This is a genomic window from Leclercia sp. J807 (genome assembly GCF_009734465.1).
In the GTDB taxonomy this organism is placed as follows: domain Bacteria; phylum Pseudomonadota; class Gammaproteobacteria; order Enterobacterales; family Enterobacteriaceae; genus Enterobacter.
The window spans coordinates 1,732,511-1,750,846 of sequence record NZ_CP046446.1; the positions used below are offsets into that span (position 1 = coordinate 1,732,511).

Annotated in this window: 20 protein-coding genes; 10 read left to right on the forward strand and 10 right to left on the reverse strand. The window is 53.6% G+C overall.

Annotation, left to right across the window (positions count from 1 at the left end):
- Positions 1–8: 8 nt before the first annotated feature.
- Together csgE and csgD are read right to left on the reverse strand one after the other, a co-directional pair.
- The gene (gene csgE / locus GNG26_RS08070; RefSeq protein ID WP_156238369.1) at positions 9–398 is read right to left on the reverse strand and encodes a curli production assembly/transport protein CsgE; all 390 of its coding nucleotides are present in this window, start codon (positions 396–398) and stop codon (positions 9–11) included.
- Between the two features lie 4 nt (positions 399–402).
- Positions 403–1,053 carry a biofilm master transcriptional regulator CsgD gene (gene csgD, locus GNG26_RS08075; RefSeq protein ID WP_103823679.1) on the reverse strand — a complete coding sequence of 217 codons (651 nt, stop codon included), beginning with the start codon at positions 1,051–1,053 and terminating at the stop codon, positions 403–405.
- Positions 1,054–1,800: 747 nt separating this feature from the next.
- On the opposite strand from csgD, the gene csgB reads away from it, so the two are divergent.
- From csgB to GNG26_RS08105, 6 genes are all read left to right on the forward strand, one after another.
- On the forward strand, positions 1,801–2,250 hold the full coding sequence (gene csgB / locus GNG26_RS08080; RefSeq protein WP_103823680.1) for a curli minor subunit CsgB: 450 nt from the start codon (positions 1,801–1,803) through the stop codon (positions 2,248–2,250).
- A gap of 40 nt (positions 2,251–2,290) precedes the next feature.
- Positions 2,291–2,740 (forward strand): curli major subunit CsgA, encoded by a 450-nt coding sequence (gene csgA / locus GNG26_RS08085; protein ID WP_103823681.1) that lies wholly within the window; start codon positions 2,291–2,293, stop codon positions 2,738–2,740.
- Between the two features lie 60 nt (positions 2,741–2,800).
- A complete protein-coding gene (gene csgC, locus GNG26_RS08090; protein ID WP_103823682.1) occupies positions 2,801–3,127 on the forward strand; it encodes a curli assembly chaperone CsgC in 327 nt (108 codons plus the stop codon).
- Between the two features lie 158 nt (positions 3,128–3,285).
- Positions 3,286–3,585: a type 1 fimbrial protein gene (locus GNG26_RS08095; protein WP_231604244.1), complete on the forward strand. Its 300-nt coding sequence runs from the start codon at positions 3,286–3,288 to the stop codon at positions 3,583–3,585.
- 84 nt (positions 3,586–3,669) lie between these two features.
- Positions 3,670–4,212 (forward strand): O-acetyl-ADP-ribose deacetylase, encoded by a 543-nt coding sequence (gene ymdB / locus GNG26_RS08100; protein ID WP_103823683.1) that lies wholly within the window; start codon positions 3,670–3,672, stop codon positions 4,210–4,212.
- The gene (locus tag GNG26_RS08105) at positions 4,148–5,632 is read left to right on the forward strand and encodes a phospholipase D family protein (protein ID WP_197080154.1); all 1,485 of its coding nucleotides are present in this window, start codon (positions 4,148–4,150) and stop codon (positions 5,630–5,632) included. The genes ymdB and GNG26_RS08105 overlap by 65 nt, the downstream gene beginning before the upstream one ends.
- Positions 5,633–5,666: 34 nt before the next feature.
- Here the strand turns inward: GNG26_RS08105 and mdoC are convergent, their stop codons facing one another.
- On the reverse strand, positions 5,667–6,827 hold the full coding sequence (gene mdoC / locus GNG26_RS08110; protein ID WP_156238370.1) for a glucans biosynthesis protein MdoC: 1,161 nt from the start codon (positions 6,825–6,827) through the stop codon (positions 5,667–5,669).
- 273 nt (positions 6,828–7,100) lie between these two features.
- Here mdoC and mdoG point away from each other — a divergent pair, with 273 nt between their 5' ends.
- From mdoG to GNG26_RS08125, 3 genes are all read left to right on the forward strand, one after another.
- Positions 7,101–8,636 carry a glucans biosynthesis protein MdoG gene (gene mdoG, locus GNG26_RS08115; protein WP_156238371.1) on the forward strand — a complete coding sequence of 512 codons (1,536 nt, stop codon included), beginning with the start codon at positions 7,101–7,103 and terminating at the stop codon, positions 8,634–8,636.
- Positions 8,629–11,157: a glucans biosynthesis glucosyltransferase MdoH gene (gene mdoH, locus GNG26_RS08120; RefSeq protein ID WP_103179055.1), complete on the forward strand. Its 2,529-nt coding sequence runs from the start codon at positions 8,629–8,631 to the stop codon at positions 11,155–11,157. The genes mdoG and mdoH overlap by 8 nt, the downstream gene beginning before the upstream one ends.
- A 120-nt stretch (positions 11,158–11,277) precedes the next feature.
- A complete protein-coding gene (locus tag GNG26_RS08125; RefSeq protein WP_103823687.1) occupies positions 11,278–11,505 on the forward strand; it encodes a YceK/YidQ family lipoprotein in 228 nt (75 codons plus the stop codon).
- Here the strand turns inward: GNG26_RS08125 and GNG26_RS08130 are convergent, their stop codons facing one another.
- The 3 genes from GNG26_RS08130 to GNG26_RS08140 all read right to left on the reverse strand — a co-directional run bounded on the left by GNG26_RS08130 (position 11,506) and on the right by GNG26_RS08140 (position 14,300).
- A complete protein-coding gene (locus GNG26_RS08130; RefSeq protein WP_039032335.1) occupies positions 11,506–11,880 on the reverse strand; it encodes a MysB family protein in 375 nt (124 codons plus the stop codon).
- A 97-nt stretch (positions 11,881–11,977) separates the two neighbouring features.
- Positions 11,978–13,228 (reverse strand): multidrug efflux MFS transporter MdtG, encoded by a 1,251-nt coding sequence (mdtG, locus tag GNG26_RS08135; protein WP_156238372.1) that lies wholly within the window; start codon positions 13,226–13,228, stop codon positions 11,978–11,980.
- 145 nt (positions 13,229–13,373) lie between these two features.
- Positions 13,374–14,300 carry a Kdo(2)-lipid IV(A) acyltransferase gene (locus GNG26_RS08140; RefSeq protein WP_156238373.1) on the reverse strand — a complete coding sequence of 309 codons (927 nt, stop codon included), beginning with the start codon at positions 14,298–14,300 and terminating at the stop codon, positions 13,374–13,376.
- Positions 14,301–14,518: 218 nt separating this feature from the next.
- Here GNG26_RS08140 and GNG26_RS08145 point away from each other — a divergent pair, with 218 nt between their 5' ends.
- Complete coding sequence (locus GNG26_RS08145) at positions 14,519–15,568, forward strand: rhodanese-related sulfurtransferase (RefSeq protein WP_156238374.1); 1,050 nt, start codon at positions 14,519–14,521, stop codon at positions 15,566–15,568.
- 39 nt (positions 15,569–15,607) lie between these two features.
- On the opposite strand, the gene GNG26_RS08150 is transcribed toward GNG26_RS08145, so the two are convergent.
- From GNG26_RS08150 to solA, 4 genes are all read right to left on the reverse strand, one after another.
- Entirely contained in the window at positions 15,608–16,183 is a 576-nt protein-coding gene (locus GNG26_RS08150) for a YceI family protein (protein WP_103179061.1), read from the reverse strand.
- A gap of 1 nt (position 16,184) precedes the next feature.
- Positions 16,185–16,751, reverse strand: coding sequence for a cytochrome b (locus tag GNG26_RS08155; protein ID WP_156238375.1), 567 nt, complete (start codon positions 16,749–16,751; stop codon positions 16,185–16,187).
- Positions 16,752–17,012: 261 nt separating this feature from the next.
- Positions 17,013–17,126: a YceO family protein gene (locus GNG26_RS08160; RefSeq protein ID WP_103823691.1), complete on the reverse strand. Its 114-nt coding sequence runs from the start codon at positions 17,124–17,126 to the stop codon at positions 17,013–17,015.
- A 56-nt stretch (positions 17,127–17,182) separates the two neighbouring features.
- A complete protein-coding gene (gene solA, locus GNG26_RS08165; protein WP_156238376.1) occupies positions 17,183–18,301 on the reverse strand; it encodes an N-methyl-L-tryptophan oxidase in 1,119 nt (372 codons plus the stop codon).
- Between the last annotated feature and the right edge of the window lie 35 nt (positions 18,302–18,336).

Genomic DNA, 18,336 nt, shown 5'->3' on the forward strand with positions numbered 1-18,336 from the left:
CCTCCGAATTAAAATTCGTCTGGTGCTAAATCGCCCGTACCCAGCAGAGCTTTATCGATCTGCAGGCGATTTAATGCCTCTTCGGTTTGAGCCAGAGCAAAGACCACATTTTTATCCAGGTCAGTTTTCGTGGGGAATAAAAAGGTCTGGAATATAACGTCCTGATTAACCGTTATGGTGATCCAGCTTCCCCAACGTGCGCTGGGCCGTTCATTGATAGTTAAGTTACCGGGATAATCACTTTCCCATTTGTCGCTGAAGCCGCGATAAAAAGCATGGCCGACTGCGGAGACGGTGTGGTCAGTTAACAATCCCGGGATCTCTACTTCAACCGCATGAAGATTCCCGGCAGCAAGCCATAAGCCTGCTGCGGCAATCAAACTCACTGTGCGTTTCATACTGTTAACGCCTGAGGTTATCATTCGCCCATGAAACCGCCTGAGTCCGGTTTTTGACAGCTATCTTCTTGAAAAGATTGTAAAGATGAGTCTTAACCGTATTTTCGCTGATAAATAACGAACGGGCGATTTCAATATTTGAAGCACCGATACGTAATTTATTCAGAATCTCTTTTTCGCGATGGGTCAGCAAAGCGGACTCTGAACTGTTATAGCGATAATTTCCGGAGTGCGTTATGAGGTAGCTGGCAAGTTTCTGCGAAAAGTAACATTCACCACGCAGAACCCCCTGCAGACCTTCAACCACGCGCGTTTCGTCCTCATTGACATAAAAGACGCCATTGATATGTGGCCAACTTTCAATATCCCTGAAGGGGTATTCTTCCGGCGTATTTAACAACAACACACGGATATTGTTGTTTTTCCTGCTTAAAATATCTTGCCAGTATTGGATAAGTTTTTTATCCGCTTCCATCATATCGAAAAGAATAATGCTACCAGGCGCAATGTCATCGAAAGAGCGTTGAATGCTATGCAATTTTCCGCTCAACGATAAACTATGCTTTAAATGCTGTAGTAAAGCTGTCGCTTGTAAAGAAGGTTTGGTCACTAACAATAAAGTCTGACCATGCAAGCTTTGGACTTCATTAAACATGATGAAACCCCTTTTTATGAAACACCTGGCAGCTGCCCCCAATATATTATTGGGGGCACCAGAAGTACTGACAGATGTTGCACTGCTGTGTGTAGAAAAAAGACCATATCCCTTAGAGAGAAGGGAGAATTAATTCGCAATGCCGAACTTCTGTTTTCAATCTAGCTTTAACGTTTTTTAAAGCAAGTGTTAAACGTGTAACAGGATGTAAAAATCAATATTACTTTGTAAAAAATGAGTTCATGAATTGATTAAGAATCATCAAAAAGTTGTACATTACGATATTGATGCACACATTTTAAAAATCATACAAATTCACTTAAGTGATTGATTGTATTGATTAATATAAATTGAAGGCTATTAGCGATAAGGTATGAGACAGGGCAAAACGCTAAGCCTATTTTTACAATATGTAAACGTCTTAAGAAATCACGGACTTTGTCACGCAATCATGGATATATTCCGTTTCCTCTCCTCTGGACCAGACGAAACGGCAAATCCACGCATTTGAGGTTTTCCATTTTTGCAAAGGGAAAATGGCCCTTGCTAACCCCCTGTAAAATCGTTGTATCGCCACGGTATTTAATTTTAATTAATACTTTGGGGTGAACGGAAGAATAAAAATACAACTGGCGGGTGAGATATTAAAATTGTTTCGGCAGACATACTCTTCATCGTAACGCCGGGTTAACAAAATATTTGCTCTTGTTAACGCAGTTATTATACCACCAGGTCCAGGGTGATAACATGAAGAACAAGTTGTTATTGATGTTGACATTACTGGGTGCACCTGGATTTGTTTTCGCAGCGACTGATTTAGCTTCGGCAGAATACAATTTCGCGGTTAATGAGCTGAGTAAATCCTCATATAACCAGGCTGCAATCATTGGACAAGTTGGCGTAAATAATAACGCTAACGTTCAACAAAACGGCCAGAAACTGTTGTCTGTCGTTTCTCAGGAGGGCGGAAATAATCGGGCGAACATTGATCAATCAGGGAGTTATAACCTTGCTTATATTGATCAAAAAGGGAACTCGAACAATGCGAGTATTAATCAAGGTGCATATGGTAATACCGCAGTGATTATTCAGAAAGGTTCTGGTAATAAAGCGAATATTACGCAGTACGGTACGCAAAAAACGGCAGTTGTAGTACAGAGACAGTCGCAAATGGCAATTCGCGTCATCCAACGCTAGCTATTGAGCGATAATTAATCAATCCGATGGGGGCTTTACAATGAAACTTTTAAAAGTGGCAGTAATTGCAGCAATCGTGGTTTCTGGCAGTGCTATGGCTGGTTCTGTTCCACAGTGGGGTAATAACCATGGTGGTAACGGAAATAACAACGTCAGCCCAGAATCGCTGACCGTTTATCAATATGGTGGCCGTAACAATGTGGACGCTTTGCAAAGCGATGCACGTGGCTCTGAAATCACCGTTCGTCAGAATGGCTTCGGTAACGATGCCGATCTGTCTCAGGGTGCTGACAGCAGCGAAATCAGCCTGACCCAGCGTGGCCAGGGTAACGAAGCAACCATCAGCCAGTGGAGCGGTCGTGACCTCTCTGCGACTGTAAGCCAGTCTGGTGGTCGTAACGAAGTCGATCTTCGTCAAACTATGAACGGCGCTTCTGCTAACATCACTCAGGTTGGCTTCGGCAACACCGTGACTGCTGGTCAGTACTAATACTGCCGCTGTACGTCGAAAAAACAGGGCTGAGGCCCTGTTTTTTTTTGGGAGATGATAATGAATACACTTTTACTACTTGCCGCGCTGACCAGTCAGATTACCTTTCAGACCTCCACCGAAGGTGAGAACGTGACCATTATTCCTCAGGTAACCGTCACAGAACCGTGTTTATGCCAGGTACAAATCCTCACCTCGCGCAGTGGCCCGGGCGGGCAGAGCACCTCACGTCAGCAAAACACCGTCTCGTTACCGGCAAATAAAACGGTCAATCTTTCCCGTATGACTCTTAATTCCGGACCCAATGACAAGATAAACGTTATTGTGACGGTCTCGGATGGTAAGTCGTTGCATCTGTCGCAACAGTGGCCACCGTCGAAAGCCTGATGTTTAAAACATTCACAAAATCAATATATTGATTAAAGTGGCGCGGGTGTTATTCCATTGTTATTCTCATGTTACTGGCGTCGTCGATGCCAGTCGACAGCCCTCCATGAAGGGCGTTGTTTAAGCGTCAGGGACGATTATCATTGAGGATTACACTGATGGTTTCGTCCCGTATCACCCTGGCCGCAGCCTTTGTTGCTGCGGTTACGCTTACCCCAGTCTGCACGGCCAATGTCATCCATTTTATCGGACGGATTGTCGAAGATCCCTGTAACGTCACGCCTGATGCGCGCGCCTTAACCGTCTCCTGTCCGCAGGACAATAAAATGTCTGTTCAACAGGTCAGCTATAAAGATGCGCTCGAGGGCAGGGTGAATGCCGCAGATCTTGCCACTGTCAGCATGAGGTACATCAACCCGGAAAAATCGCTCGCCATTGTGCAGGTTGACTACCGCTGAGGCAGGACCGTTTTCTGTCAACCGGACTTCCACAACCCAACCTCTGCGATACACTTAAGAAAAAACGGTATGCAGAGGTTGATTATGTACTCCCGAATTGAAGTCTTTCATGGTGATATCACCACGCTGCATGTGGATGTGGTGGTTAACGCAGCCAATCCTTCTTTGATGGGCGGTGGTGGCGTGGACGGCGCCATTCATCGGGCGGCAGGCCCCGCCCTGCTGGAGGCGTGTAAGCTGGTGCGCCAGCAGCAGGGCGAGTGCGCCCCGGGGCAGGCGGTGATTACGCTTGCCGGAAACCTGCCCGCCAAAGCGGTGATCCACACCGTTGGTCCCGTCTGGCACGGGGGGGAACATCACGAAGCGCGGATTCTGGAGGAGGCCTACCGCAACAGCCTGAACCTGGCGGCGGCCAACGGTTATCAGACTCTCGCCTTCCCGGCAATCAGCACTGGCGTTTATGGCTATCCCCGCGCGGCGGCGGCTGAAATCGCCGTTAATACGGTTTCGGATTATCTCACCCTCAAGCCTCTGCCGGAGCGGGTATACTTTGTCTGCTATGATGAAGAAAATGCCCGACTATACAAGCGACTGCTTACCCAGCGAGGACAGGAAACCGACGCATAACACGCGACTTGGACGCGCGATTGCACCGGTCAGCTCTGCACATCCCGGCCTTTGTGGGCTTCTCCCTCTTGATAACAGTCTCGATGCCTTCGCCTGCCGTTACCGGCTGGTGGAGATGGCAGAAAAGACGCTGGATGTGCAGTACTACATCTGGGAAGACGACATGTCAGGACGCCTGTTGTTTTCCGTCTTATTGTCCGCCGCCATGCGCGGGGTCCGCGTACGTTTGTTGCTCGACGACAACAATACCCAGGGGCTGGACAGCATCCTGCGCCTGCTGGATGCACATCCCAACTTTGATGTCCGGCTGTTTAATCCCTTTTCGTTCCGCTCCCTGCGCGCGCTGGGCTATCTCACCGATTTTGCCCGTCTCAATCGCCGGATGCACAACAAAAGTTTCACCGTGGACGGCGAGGTCACCATTATTGGCGGGCGAAACATCGGTGATGCCTATTTTGGCGCAGGCGAAGAGCCGCTCTTTTCCGATCTGGACGTGATGGCCACAGGCCCGGTGGTTCAGGATGTGGCCAATGATTTTGAGCGCTACTGGAACTGCGCGTCGGTCTCCACGCTTCAGCAGGTGCTGGAACTTTCCGAGGCGGAAATTGAAGACAAAATTCATCCCCCTGAGGAGTGGTATCGCGACGACATTACCCGTCGTTATCTGGATAAATTACAGTCCAGCGACTTTATTACCAACCTCGAGGCGGGCAAACTGCCGCTGATTTGGGCTAAAACCCGGCTACTCAGTGACGATCCGCGTAAAGGGCAGGGCCGGGCAAAACGGCACTCGCTGCTGCCCCAGCGCCTGATGGGGGTGATGGGTTCGCCGTTGCAGCAAATCGATATCATCTCCGCTTATTTTGTCCCTACCCGGGCGGGGGTGGCGCTGCTGCTGCAGATGGTGCGTAAAGGGGTGAAAGTCGCCATCCTCACCAACTCGCTGGCAGCGAACGACGTCTCCGTTGTGCATGCCGGTTACGCCCGCTGGCGAAAAAAGCTGTTGCGCCACGGCATCGAACTTTATGAACTAAAGCCCGTTCAGGATGGTGTACCGCCGGCGCACGATCGCGGCATCACCGGGAACTCCGGCTCCAGCCTGCATGCCAAGACGTTCAGCGTCGACGGCGAGAAAGTGTTTATCGGTTCACTTAATTTTGATCCCCGTTCAACCATGCTCAATACCGAGATGGGCTTTGTCATTGAAAGCGAAAAGCTGGCAAGGATGATCCACACCCGGTTCGTGCGCAGCCAGCGCCATGAAGCCTGGCAACTCCGGCTGGATAAAATGGGACGTCTGAACTGGATTGAGCGTAAGGACGGGCAGGAGATCGTGCATAAAAAGGAGCCCAAAACCCGTTTCTGGCAGCGGATGCTGGTGCGCCTGGCCTACTGGCTGCCGGTCGAGTGGCTGCTGTAATGACGCGCCGGTTCAGCGACCGGCGCACAACGGCTTAGCTGGTGACCTGCGGCGTTTTTTCCGTTTTGCTGGCTGGTTTGCCGGAAAAGAGAAAGCGCAGCAGCGGAATACGCAGATGAATTTCATACAGCACAATCGCAATACCCACCACAAACACCAGCCCACAGATAAAGCCCAGCAGATTTGAGCTGATATGCGGCGTAATGTAGGCGCCAAAGAACAGCGTTAACGGATGGTGCACCAGATAAATGAACAGCGAGGCGTTGACGAAATAGGTGACGCGCGCCGATTTAAAGTTCAGCAGGCGGTGCCCCAGGGCAAAGACCACGTTCACCATCCACAGCCCCAGCAGCATGGTGATCACGCTTTCGGTTTCATACATCCACGCATCGCCGCTGCCATAACGTTGGTTAAGCAGATAGGCAACAAACGCCAGTAGCGCGCCGAGCGTACAGCCGCGTGACGGAGTAGTAAACAGCGCTTTCAGCTTCGGATGCACAAACGCCAGGGCGCCAATCAGGAAGAAGGGCAGGTAGAAGAGCGTCTGCATCACCACAAAGTTAAACAGGCCGTCGCTGAGGATCGGTGAATAGATAATTAAAAGCGTGCGGCGCAGCGCGGCATAGACGATACCCAGGATTAAAAACAGTACCGACAGCTTGCCCCAGGTAATATCGGCAAAAAACGCCTCCGACCGGGCGCTGAGATGATGGCGCATGCGGCTGAAGAGCCACAGGCTGACCGTGGTCATCACCACCAGCACCAGCAGGAACCACAGGTGAGAAACCAGTTCCCAGGCGAGGGTGTTGTATTTATCGTACAGCGACAGGGTGTGCCAGCTCTCCGCTTTGCCTTTGACATGTTGCAGCATAATGAATTGCGGCAGCGTCAGCAGGGGAATGGCGGTAAGCATCGGAATACCGACGCGTTCCACGCGCACTTTCCACCAGCGCTTGAGCGGATAGCGCAAAAAAAGCATGTAAGAGAAGTAGCCCGAAATAACGAAAAAGACCTGCATCCGGAAGGAGTGGATAAAATCGTTAAACAGCGTCAGCCACCACGACGACTCTGCACTATTGACGTGCCAGACGTGGCTCGAATAAATCAAGGAAATATGAAACGGGATCCCCAGCAGCATGAGCCATGCCCGGATGGAATCAAGGAAATATTCGCGTTGTGCGGGTACGGTACTCATATGACGTTGCGCATTCTCAGACTTTTCGTCTTATCCCTAAGACCAATAGTGTTTACATTCGGTGCCAACCCTACACGAAGTCTGACACACTGTCTCCAGGATAAGCACGCAAAGTGAAAACGGGTTACTTTCACTTGCTTAAACCATGAGCCAGCACGCTGAACAAAGCGGTGATTATGTTGTCGGAATGCCTGATTTTCCATTAAAATGGATCGGATCGATATAAGCACACAAAGGGGGAAGTGCTTACTTATTATGAAACATAAACCACAAATGATGAAAATGCGTTGGTTAGGAGCGGCAGTCCTGTTGTCTCTGTATACCTCATCGGCCCTGGCCTTTACCATCGACGACGTCGCAAAACAGGCAAAATCGATGGCCAGTAAAGGGTACGAAGCGCCAAAAAGTAACTTACCCTCCGTTTTCCGCGACATGAAATATGCGGACTATCAGCAGATCCAGTTTAATCACGATAAAGCCTACTGGAATAAAATAAAAACCCCGTTCAAGCTCGAGTTTTATCATCAGGGGATGTACTTCGACACGCCTGTCACCATTAATGAAGTGACCTCCAACGCGGTACGCAAAATCAAGTACAGCCCGGACTACTTTAATTTCGGCAATGTGCAACACGACAAAGACACCGTGAAAGATTTGGGCTTCGCGGGCTTTAAAGTGCTTTATCCCATCAACAGTAAAGATAAAAACGACGAAATTGTCAGCATGTTGGGGGCAAGCTATTTCCGTGTGATTGGCGGCGGCCAGGTTTATGGCCTCTCTGCGCGTGGTCTGGCGATCGATACCGCTCTGCCGTCCGGGGAAGAGTTCCCACGTTTTCGCGAGTTCTGGATCGAACGTCCAAAACCAACCGACAAGCGCCTGACCATCTATGCACTGCTGGATTCCCCGCGCGCAACGGGCGCCTATCGCTTTGTCATTATTCCTGGCCGCGATACGGTGGTCGACGTGCAGTCTAAAGTCTATCTGCGCGATAAAGTCGGCAAACTGGGCGTTGCTCCGCTGACCAGCATGTTCCTGTTCGGGCCAAACCAGCCTTCTCCTGCCACCAACTTCCGCCCGGAACTGCACGACTCTAACGGTCTGTCGATCCTTGCCGGCAACGGTGAGTGGATCTGGCGTCCGCTGAACAACCCGAAACACCTGGCGGTAAGCAGCTTCAGCATGGAGAACCCGCAGGGGTTTGGTCTGCTGCAGCGTGGCCGTCAGTTCTCCCGCTTTGAAGATCTGGACGATCGTTACGATCTGCGTCCAAGCGCCTGGATCACCCCGAAAGGCGAGTGGGGCAAAGGCAAAGTTGAGCTGGTAGAGATCCCAACCAACGACGAAACCAACGACAACATCGTCGCGTACTGGACGCCGGACCAGCTGCCGGAAGCCGGTAAAGAGATGAACTTCAACTACAGCATCACCATGAGCCGCGATGAAGACAAGCTGCATGCGCCGGAAAGCGCGTATGTTCTGCAGACCCGCCGCTCAACAGGGGATGTGAAACAGTCCAATCTGATCCGCCAGCCTGATGGCACCATCGCGTTTGTTGTCGATTTCACCGGCCAGGATATGCAGAACCTGGCGCCGGAAACCCCGGTCACCGCTCAGGCGAGCATTGGTGACAATGGTGAGATCGTTGAGAACAGCGTGCGTTATAACCCGGTCACCAAAGGCTGGCGTTTAACTCTGCGCATTAAAGTGAAAGACGCGAAACAGCCGACTGAGATGCGTGCCGCCCTGGTCAACGCCGATCAGCCGTTGAGTGAAACCTGGAGCTATCAGCTACCTGCCAATGAATAAGATAACTGAGTATATCGATGCCATGCCGCTGACCGATATCGAGAAGGCGGCACTGCCGAAGGGTGACATCAGCGCGGTTCACACCGCGCTGGATGCCGATCATCATCCGTTTACGCGTGAAGATGATACCCCGCTGGGCTCGGTTAAAAGCCGTCTCGAACAGGCCTGGCCCGATTCACTGGCTGAAGGCCAGCTGATCCGCGATGACGAAGGGCGCACCCAGCTTGAGGCGATGCCAAAAGCGACGCGCTCTTCCATGTTCCCGGATCCCTGGCGCACCAACCCGGTGGGCCGTTTCTGGGATCGCCTGCGTGGCCGCGACACGAATCCGCGCTACCTCTCTCGCCTCTCTAAAGAGCAGCAGGCCAGCGAGGAAAAATGGCGTACCGTCGGCAGTATTCGCCGCTACATCCTGCTGCTGTTAACCATTGCGCAGACCGTCGTCGCTACCTGGTATATGAAGACGATCCTTCCGTACCAGGGCTGGGCGCTGATCAATCCGGCCGATATGTTCGACCAGGATCTGCTGGTCTCGTTTATGCAGCTGCTGCCTTATATTCTGCAAAGCGGCATCCTGCTGCTGTTCGCCATTCTCTTCTGCTGGGTATCGGCCGGTTTCTGGACTGCGCTGATGGGCTTCCTGCAGCTGCTGATAGGCCGGGATAAGTACAGCATTTCGCACTCTACGGTGGGGGATGAACCCCTCAATCCTGAACACCGTACTGCGCTTATCATGCCTATCTGTAACGAAGATGTGGATCGCGTTTTTGCCGGCCTGCGCGCCACCTGGGAGTCGGTGAAAGCCACCGGTAACGCCGAACACTTCGACGTTTACATCCTGAGTGACAGCTACAACCCGGATATCTGCGTGGCAGAACAGAAAGCGTGGATGGAACTTATCGCCGAAGTGCAGGGCGAAGGGCAGATCTTCTACCGTCGTCGTCGTCGTCGCGTGAAGCGTAAAAGCGGTAACATCGATGACTTCTGCCGTCGCTGGGGCAGTCAGTACAGCTATATGGTGGTGCTGGATGCCGACTCGGTGATGACCGGTGAGTGTCTGACGGGCCTTGTGCGCCTGATGGAAGCGAACCCGAATGCCGGGATCATTCAGTCTTCGCCGAAAGCGTCGGGTATGGACACGCTCTATGCGCGTTGCCAGCAGTTTGCGACCCGCGTCTACGGGCCGCTGTTTACTGCCGGTCTGCACTTCTGGCAGCTGGGGGAGTCGCACTACTGGGGGCATAACGCCATTATCCGCGTGAAGCCGTTCATTGAGCACTGTGCGCTGGCGCCGCTGCCGGGCGAAGGCTCGTTTGCTGGTTCTATCCTGTCGCATGACTTCGTGGAAGCCGCGCTGATGCGTCGTGCCGGTTGGGGGGTGTGGATCGCCTATGACCTGCCGGGCTCCTATGAAGAGCTGCCGCCAAACCTGCTGGATGAGCTGAAGCGTGACCGCCGCTGGTGTCACGGGAACCTGATGAACTTCCGTCTGTTCCTCGTAAAAGGGATGCACCCGGTACACCGTGCCGTGTTCCTGACCGGCGTAATGTCCTACCTCTCAGCGCCGCTGTGGTTTATGTTCCTGGCCCTGTCGACCGCCCTGCAGGTGGTACACGCCCTGACCGAGCCGCAGTACTTCCTGCAGCCGCGCCAGCTGTTCCCGGTCTGGCCGCAGTGGCGTCCTGAGCTGGCGATAGCGCTCTTTGCCTCGACGATGGTGCTGCTCTTCCTGCCGAAGCTGCTGAGTATTGTGCTCATCTGGTGTAAGGGCTCTAAGGAGTACGGTGGTTTCTTCCGCGTGACGCTCTCCCTGCTGCTGGAGGTGTTGTTCTCCGTGCTGCTGGCCCCGGTGCGTATGCTGTTCCACACCGTCTTCGTGGTCAGCGCCTTCCTCGGCTGGGAAGTGGTCTGGAACTCGCCGCAGCGTGACGATGACTCTACGCCGTGGAGTGAAGCCTTTATGCGTCACGGTTCGCAGATGCTGCTCGGTCTGGTCTGGGCGGTGGGCATGGCGTGGCTGGATCTGCGCTTCCTGTTCTGGCTGGCGCCGATTGTCTTCTCGCTGATCCTCTCCCCGTTTGTGTCGGTGATCTCAAGCCGTTCAACGGTGGGTCTGCGCACCAAACGCTGGAAGCTGTTCCTGATCCCGGAAGAGTATTCCCCGCCGCAGGTGCTGGTGGATACAGACAAGTATCTGGAGCTCAACCGCAGCCGTTCGCTGGAAGATGGGTTTATGCACGCGGTGTTTAACCCGTCATTCAACGCCCTGGCCATCGCTATGGCGACTGCCCGTCACCGTGCCAGCCGCGTTCTGGAGATCGCCCGCGATCGTCACGTTGAGCAGGCGCTGAACGAGACGCCGGAGAAGCTGAACCGTGACCGTCGTCTGGTGCTGCTAAGCGATCCTGTCACCATGGCGCGGATGCATCATCGTGTCTGGGCCGCCCCGGAGAAATACTCTTCGTGGGTGAACTATTACCAGACGCTGAAGCTGAATCCGCAGGCGTTGAAAGCGAAGTGATGCGCCGGGTGGCGCTACGCTTACCCGGCCTACAAAATCTGTAGGCCCGTGCAAGCGCAGCGCCGACGGGCAAATAAATACCGGCTCTTGAGCCGGTATTTTTATCTTTCGAGGTACTGGATGAGATTTTTCACCGTCATCACAATGGCGCTATTACTGAGCGGCTGCGGCAGTATTATCAGCCGGACGATCCCAGGACAGGGACACGGCAATCAATACTACCCGGGCGTGCAGTGGGACGTTCGCGACTCCGCATGGCGTTACCTGACGGTGCTGGATCTGCCGTTCTCGCTGGTCTTTGACACGTTGCTGCTGCCCATCGACGCTCAGCACGGGCCCTATGAGTAATTAACGCTCATCCCATTCATCCGCTGCGGTTTGCCCTTCTTCGGTATCCAGCGGCGGCTCGAGCTGGAATTCACCCTCATCCCATTCATGCAGGGTGTTCTCTTCCAGCCACTCCTGACGCAGCTCAATCTCGTCATAATCGCCATCAAACACAGCCTGGGCCGCTTCACCGCTCAGAACCGGCAGGCATTCGCCGTCTTCGCCGTCATCGGCAAAAAATTCGGCCTGCCACATAATGTCCCCATCCTGCATGACATATTTTTGGATATTGAGTTGCTCAATATTCGCGTCATCTTCTTCAATGCCGGGATTATCAGCGAGGAACTCCTCGCGCGCGGCATCAATCGCTTCCTCTAGAGTGGCAAACATAGTCATCGGCGTCTCCCTGTGATTTGACATGGTGTTCAGGGAAAGGATAGCTGATTCTCCATAATTGCAAGTATGAAAGCCGTAAAACCTTCACGAAGTTGTCTTAATCGGGCGCAGAGACCTTATCCTGCCCGGGAACCCCCCGCGGCTGGCGAAAGGCGCGCGACAGACTCACCCATGAGTAAAAGGCGTTAAACATCACCACGCAGGCGGTCACAATAAACACAGCCCGGAAACCGTAGCTGGCGGCAATACCGGCCCCGAGGAGCGGGCCGGTGACGTTGCCGATATCGCGAAACGACTGGTTATAGCTGAAGATGCGTCCGGCTATCTGATTGGTGGAGTTATAGACCAGCAGGGTCTGCACCGCAGGCAGCAGGGCGCCATCGGCCGCCCCGAGTAAAAAGCGCAGAACGCCCAACTGCCACGGCGATTGCACAAATGACATCGGGATGAGGAGTAGCACGGAGATCACCAGCGCGACGATCAGGATCCTTTCCGGACCAATCCGATCGCCCAGTTTCCCCAGCCGCGGGGCGCTGATTAGGGCGGCTACGCCGGGCACCGAGGCAATCATGCCGCTGATAAAGGCGATATTGCCCACGTGCCCGGCCAGGTCGCGCACGTAGAGCGTCAGGATCGGCGCAATGGAGCCGGTAGCGACCTGAATGATCATGGTGGTGACAAACAGGCTGATGACCAGGCGAGGGTTTTTAAGCGAGGCAAAGACCTCGCGGGCATGCAGCATCTCTTTTTTCGGCACCGGGGTAAAATTTTCCCGGATACAGAATAAGGTCACCAGGAAACAGGCAAACAGAACGCCCGCGGTGATAAAAAATACTGGCCGCAAACCGTAGCTGTCCGCCAGTAATCCCCCGGCCAGCGGGCCAAGCAGGGCACCACTCACCGCACCAGTGGAGAGGGTTCCCAGCGCCCAGCCACTTTTATGGCGGGGAATTTGCGTGGCGATGAGCGCGTTGGCATTGGGTACAAAGCCGCCCAGCAGCCCCAGCAGCGCGCGTAACACCAGAAACTGCCAGATGTTTTGCGCCAGCCCCATCAGCAGCATGATGATGGCCATCCCCAGCGCCGAACGCAGCAGCATAATTTTGCGCCCTTTGCGGTCGGCCAGCCCACCCCAGAACGGTGAGGCGATGGCGGAGAAGAGAAACGTGATGCTGAACACCAGTCCGGACCACATATTGAGCGCGCTGTGGCCGCTGACGCCGAGCTGTTCTACGTAGAGCGGCAGAAAAGGCATCACCAGGCTAAATGCGGCACCCGTGAGAAAGCAGCCCAGCCAGGCAACCATGAGGTTCCGCTTCCAGTTTATTGGCGTTTCTGAGGGAGACATAGCTATCCGCGTTATGATGCGCAGCGGCATCATTATAAAAGAAAGTAATAAGCCTGCTAATTATGCGCCTGGGTGATGGGTGCTGCAATGACGGTGAGCATTATAAGCTTAAAGAGAAGTGCGGCCCGTAGGCCGCAGAGGAGGATTAATAGCGGGAAGGCACGCCTTCCGGACGGGTTTTAAAGCGGCGATGCAGCCACATATACTGTTCCGGTGCCAGCAGGATGCATTTCTCAACCACGCGATTCATCCACGCGGCGGTGGTTGTCGCATCGTCCAGCGGCGGAGAACATTCCGGTTCCAGCATCATCAGTTCATAGCCCTTGCCGTCAGGTTTGCGACGCGGCACAAAAGGGACAATCGCCGCGTTCGACAGACGGGCCAGGGTCCATGTCCCGGTGGTGGTGGCTGCCTCGTCGACCGCAAAGAAGGGCACAAAGACGCTGGCGGTCGGGCCGTAGTCATGATCCGGCGCGTACCAGATCACCTCACCGGATTTCAGGGCGCGGATCATGCCCTTGAGATCTTTACGGTCGATCATGCTCTTGTTGGAGCGCATCCGGCCCCAGGTTTGCAGCCAGTCGATCACCGGGTTGTCGTTCGGGCGATAGACGCCAATACCGGGCGCCTGCATACCAAACATCCGCGCGCCGATCTCCAGGGTCAGAAAATGGACGCCGATCAGCAGAACACCGGTTTTATTGGCCTGCAGATTGTGCACCGGATCCATGCCGGTACCGGTCACTTCCGTCCAGCGCGCCATGCGCTTATTGGACCAGAACCAGGCCATGCCGGTTTCCATCAGCCCCATGCCGACGGATTCAAAATTTTTCACCACCATGGTGTCACGCTCATGCTCGCTCATCTCCGGGAAACAGAGTTCCAGATTACGGCGGGCAATGCGGGCGCGGCGGGACATAAAGCGCATCGCCAGTCGACCCAGACCGCAGCCAAGACGGTAGATCAGCGGGTAGGGCAGTTGCACCATTAACCATAATAAACCGATGCCAGCCCAGGTCAGCCAGTAACGAGGATGTAGAAGCGCAATGGAAAATTTAGGTAGTTGAGTCATGTCGTTCCTGTTTGTGATACGTCCTGTTGGCGTAGTGTCGCATTTTTCCATTGATAACCAAAATGCATCGCTATGGAATGGTCATGAATAGAGCAAATGTTATACCTTCGGCATTTTAACGTGAGAAATGTAGCGCAAAATGAAGGGATGTAAATTCCCAATGTTTGCTATATGATGCCGACCGATTTTCATTCTTACGATTGCAGGAACCGTACACCATGCCAGTGTTACACAACCTCATTTCGAACGAAGAGCTGAAAGCGCGCATGTTGGCTGAAACCGAGCCGCGCACGACGATCTCGTTCTATAAATATTTCAACATCGTTAACCCACAGGCGACACGCGACGCGCTGTACAAGGCGTTAACCGCGCTGAACGTCTTTGGCCGTATCTATCTTGCCCATGAGGGCATCAATGCTCAGATCAGCGTGCCTGAAAGCAAGGTCGATGAGCTGCGCAGCTTCCTTTATGGCTTCGATCCGGCTCTGGACGGCCTGCGCCTGAACATTGCCCTGGACGATGATGGGAAATCCTTCTGGGTGCTGCGCATGAAAGTGCGCGAGCGCATTGTGGCGGACGGCATTGATGACCCGACCTTTGATGCCAGCGACGTGGGCGATTACCTGAAAGCGTCAGAAGTGAATGCCATGCTGGACGATCCTGACGCCGTGTTTATCGATATGCGTAACCACTACGAATATGAAGTGGGCCATTTCGAAAACGCCCTTGAGATCCCGGCAGATACTTTCCGTGAGCAGCTGCCAAAAGCCGTTGAGATGATGCAGGAGCATAAGGACAAAAAAATTGTCATGTACTGCACCGGCGGGATCCGCTGCGAAAAAGCCAGCGCCTGGATGAAGCACAACGGCTTTAACAAGGTGTGGCATATCGAAGGCGGGATCATCGAGTATGCCCGTCGCGCCCGCGAGCAGGGGCTACCAGTGCGCTTTATTGGCAAGAACTTCGTCTTTGACGAGCGCATGGGGGAGCGTATCTCGGACGATGTGATCGCCCACTGCCATCAGTGCGGCACCGCCTGCGACACCCATACCAACTGCAAAAATGACGGTTGTCATCTGCTGTTTATTCAGTGTCCGGCCTGCGCTGAGAAGTTTAACGGCTGCTGCAGCGAGCTGTGCAGCGAAGAGAGCATGTTGCCTGAAGAGGAGCAGCGTCGCCGCCGTGCCGGGCGCGAAAATGGCAATAAGATCTTTAATAAGTCGCGGGGGCGTCTGAATACCCGCCTGGGCATTCCTGACCCGGAGTGACCCTGAAACCTTGCCCGGTCGCGTGACCGGGCGAGGGCATTATTTCTGCTGAACCCCTTCCACCGAAATGATCAGCTCTACGTCCTGCGACGCCGGGCCCAGATCGGTCGTGATGTTGAAGTCTTTCAGGTGAATTTTACCTGATGCCTCAAACCCGGCACGTTTCCCGCCCCACGGATCGTCACCCTGACCAATCAGTTTTGCATCCAGCTTAACCGGTTTCGTTACGCCGTTGAGCGTCAGGTTGCCGGTAATATCCAGCCCGTCACCATCCTTTTTCACCTCGGTCGAGGTAAAGGTCGCCTGCGGGTATTTCGCCACGTTGAGGAAGTCTGCGCTGCGCAGATGCTTATCGCGCTCGGCGTGGTTCGTATCGAGGCTGTTGGTGTTCAGGGTGACATTGACCTTATCATTCGCCGGATTGCTCTCATCAAAGGTGAAGGAGCCATCGAAATCCTTGAATGTGCCGTACAGCCAGCTGTACCCCAGATGCTGAATACGGAAGTTCACAAAGGCGTGCTGGCCTTGTTTATCAATTTTGTAATCCGCTGCCACGGCGGCGCCGGTGGTGAACAGCAGAGACGCTAAGGTTAATCCCAGCAGGCTTTTCTTCATTTTATGCTCCAGAGTCAGGGGACGCTTTGCCCAACATACGTGTCAGGGTGGCGTCTTTGTCGATAAAGTGGTGTTTTATGGCGGCAAGACCATGTAATACGGAGAGAATGACTACGCCCCAGGCCAGCCATAAATGCACGGTTCCGGCCAGATCGGCCTGAGGGCCGGCATCGGCCAGCAGGGCGGGCACGTCAAACAGGCCGAAGACACTGATAGGTTTTCCGTCGGCGGTGGAGATCAAATAGCCGCTGATCAGGATGGCGAAAAGCAAGGCGTAGAGGGCGATATGCGCGGCGGCAGCGCTAATACGCGTAAAGCGAGTCTGGCTTTTCAACGCCGGCGGAACAGGGGAGACATGGCGCCACAGCAGCCGCACCACCAGCGCCAGCATCAGCATAAAGCCGATGCTTTTATGCAGCTCCGGTGCCTGGTGATACCAGCCATCGTAATAGCTCAGGGTCACCATCCAGAGGCCAAGACCAAACATGCCGTAAACCGCAATCGCCATCAGCCAGTGCAGACTCATGGAAATAACGCCATAGCGTGTGGGGGAATTTCGCACCTGCATTTTGAACACCATTATTAATTCGCAAGCGCTAAAAATGGCGTGGGGAAAACATTAATGCAAATGATATTTACACATATTCAATATTAATTTTACTTGTTCAATTATTTTGAATTAAAAATAGAAGTTATAGTCAATTACGCTGTAAAGGATTTCCAGGGTTGGCTGATTTTTGGCGGGTTAAGACGTTTTTATGATGTTCAAATAATTTATTGCGAAATTATAGTTATTTTAAGAAGTGTCAATTTTTGTCAATGAATCTCATCAGAAAAATACAATATAAAGGATATCGAGGATTGCCAACAGCGACCACAGCAAAATATAGAGCATCAGGTGCTCGCGAATATTATTGACCAGATAGCTAACGATACGACGCATGAATATACCGGTAAAAAGATGAAAGAAAGGCTTCGGAAACCCGAAGCCTGACACCATTATCGGCTAAAGCGAGACAGGGAGAAAGGCGTGAGATCAAACGGCGGGGCGATCTGCTGAGAAAATTGTGCGGCAATCTCACCCAGCACGCTGGCGAATTTGAATCCGTGCCCGCTCAGGCCGGTGATCAGCAGCGTATTATCATGGCCCGGCAGGGTATCAATGATGAAATCTTCGTCCGGCGTGTTGTCATAGGTACAGGCTGCTCCGTGTAACAGGCCGCCGATACCCGGCAGTACGTTGCGCAGGAATTTAAACGCTTCAGAGCCATCGCCAGGATACGCGCCAAACGGCTTACGTTCTTCCGGCGAGTTAATCACCTGCCCGCCGTTGTGTTTACCGATCTTCAGGGCATCTTTCTCGGACGGGAAGCCGTAAAACTGGTCGCCGTCAGGCAGCTCGCCGGTAAAGGCAGGGAAGTGATTCTGATGGCTGTAGCGCCCGTCAGCCTGGAACCAGGAGAAAACTTTGCGTACCGGCTGCACCGGCAGGCCGGGCACCAGACGTGAAACCCAGGTGCCGGCGCTCACCAGCAGGCGGCTTGCGCTGTAGGGGCCTTCCGGGGTGTCAACGGTGACGCCGTCGTCATGATGGGTAATGGCGGTAACCGGGCAGTTAAACAATTGGGCGCAGCCCGCCTCTTTCGCCAGTGCAATCCAGGTTTTAATGGCCAGCTCGCTGCGCAGTACCCCGGATTCGGCCTCAAACAGACCGATATAACCCTCGGGCACCTGAATTTCAGGCCAGCGCTTCATTACTGCCGCCGCGTCCAGCCGCTCAAGATTGAGATTGAACTGACGGGCGCTCTGCTCGACGTTCGCCAGGAATGACGAATCGGATGGCCCAAGATTGACCACGCCCGTGCGTTCAAAGACCGGCTCACCGCTGATTTGCGCCAGTTCATCCCACAGCGCCTGCGCCCGTAACACCAGCGGCACATAGCGTTCGCCTTCGCCGTAAGCGTGGCGCATCAGACGGGTATCGCCGTGGTGACTCCCTTCGGTGTGGGGCGGCATATGGGCATCGATCATCAGTACGTTCTGACCGGCTCGCGTTGCGTAATAGCCTGCCGCCGCGCCGACAGATCCGCTGCCAATAATAATAAGATCGTATTTCATGAGGCTCTCTTTACGCGTTTCGTTGGTTAGCAGGG

Bases quoted from the DNA above. Each gene is read 5' to 3' on its own strand.
- csgE (WP_156238369.1), bottom strand. From the start codon at position 398: ATGAAACGCACAGTGAGTTTGATTGCCGCAGCAGGCTTATGGCTTGCT.
- csgD (WP_103823679.1), bottom strand. From the start codon at position 1,053: ATGTTTAATGAAGTCCAAAGCTTGCATGGTCAGACTTTATTGTTAGTG.
- csgB (WP_103823680.1), top strand. From the start codon at position 1,801: ATGAAGAACAAGTTGTTATTGATGTTGACATTACTGGGTGCACCTGGA.
- csgA (WP_103823681.1), top strand. From the start codon at position 2,291: ATGAAACTTTTAAAAGTGGCAGTAATTGCAGCAATCGTGGTTTCTGGC.
- csgC (WP_103823682.1), top strand. From the start codon at position 2,801: ATGAATACACTTTTACTACTTGCCGCGCTGACCAGTCAGATTACCTTT.
- GNG26_RS08095 (WP_231604244.1), top strand. From the start codon at position 3,286: ATGGTTTCGTCCCGTATCACCCTGGCCGCAGCCTTTGTTGCTGCGGTT.
- ymdB (WP_103823683.1), top strand. From the start codon at position 3,670: ATGTACTCCCGAATTGAAGTCTTTCATGGTGATATCACCACGCTGCAT.
- GNG26_RS08105 (WP_197080154.1), top strand. From the start codon at position 4,148: ATGAAGAAAATGCCCGACTATACAAGCGACTGCTTACCCAGCGAGGAC.
- mdoC (WP_156238370.1), bottom strand. From the start codon at position 6,827: ATGAGTACCGTACCCGCACAACGCGAATATTTCCTTGATTCCATCCGG.
- mdoG (WP_156238371.1), top strand. From the start codon at position 7,101: ATGATGAAAATGCGTTGGTTAGGAGCGGCAGTCCTGTTGTCTCTGTAT.
- mdoH (WP_103179055.1), top strand. From the start codon at position 8,629: ATGAATAAGATAACTGAGTATATCGATGCCATGCCGCTGACCGATATC.
- GNG26_RS08125 (WP_103823687.1), top strand. From the start codon at position 11,278: ATGAGATTTTTCACCGTCATCACAATGGCGCTATTACTGAGCGGCTGC.
- GNG26_RS08130 (WP_039032335.1), bottom strand. From the start codon at position 11,880: ATGACTATGTTTGCCACTCTAGAGGAAGCGATTGATGCCGCGCGCGAG.
- mdtG (WP_156238372.1), bottom strand. From the start codon at position 13,228: ATGTCTCCCTCAGAAACGCCAATAAACTGGAAGCGGAACCTCATGGTT.
- GNG26_RS08140 (WP_156238373.1), bottom strand. From the start codon at position 14,300: ATGACTCAACTACCTAAATTTTCCATTGCGCTTCTACATCCTCGTTAC.
- GNG26_RS08145 (WP_156238374.1), top strand. From the start codon at position 14,519: ATGCCAGTGTTACACAACCTCATTTCGAACGAAGAGCTGAAAGCGCGC.
- GNG26_RS08150 (WP_103179061.1), bottom strand. From the start codon at position 16,183: ATGAAGAAAAGCCTGCTGGGATTAACCTTAGCGTCTCTGCTGTTCACC.
- GNG26_RS08155 (WP_156238375.1), bottom strand. From the start codon at position 16,751: ATGCAGGTGCGAAATTCCCCCACACGCTATGGCGTTATTTCCATGAGT.
- GNG26_RS08160 (WP_103823691.1), bottom strand. From the start codon at position 17,126: ATGCGTCGTATCGTTAGCTATCTGGTCAATAATATTCGCGAGCACCTG.
- solA (WP_156238376.1), bottom strand. From the start codon at position 18,301: ATGAAATACGATCTTATTATTATTGGCAGCGGATCTGTCGGCGCGGCG.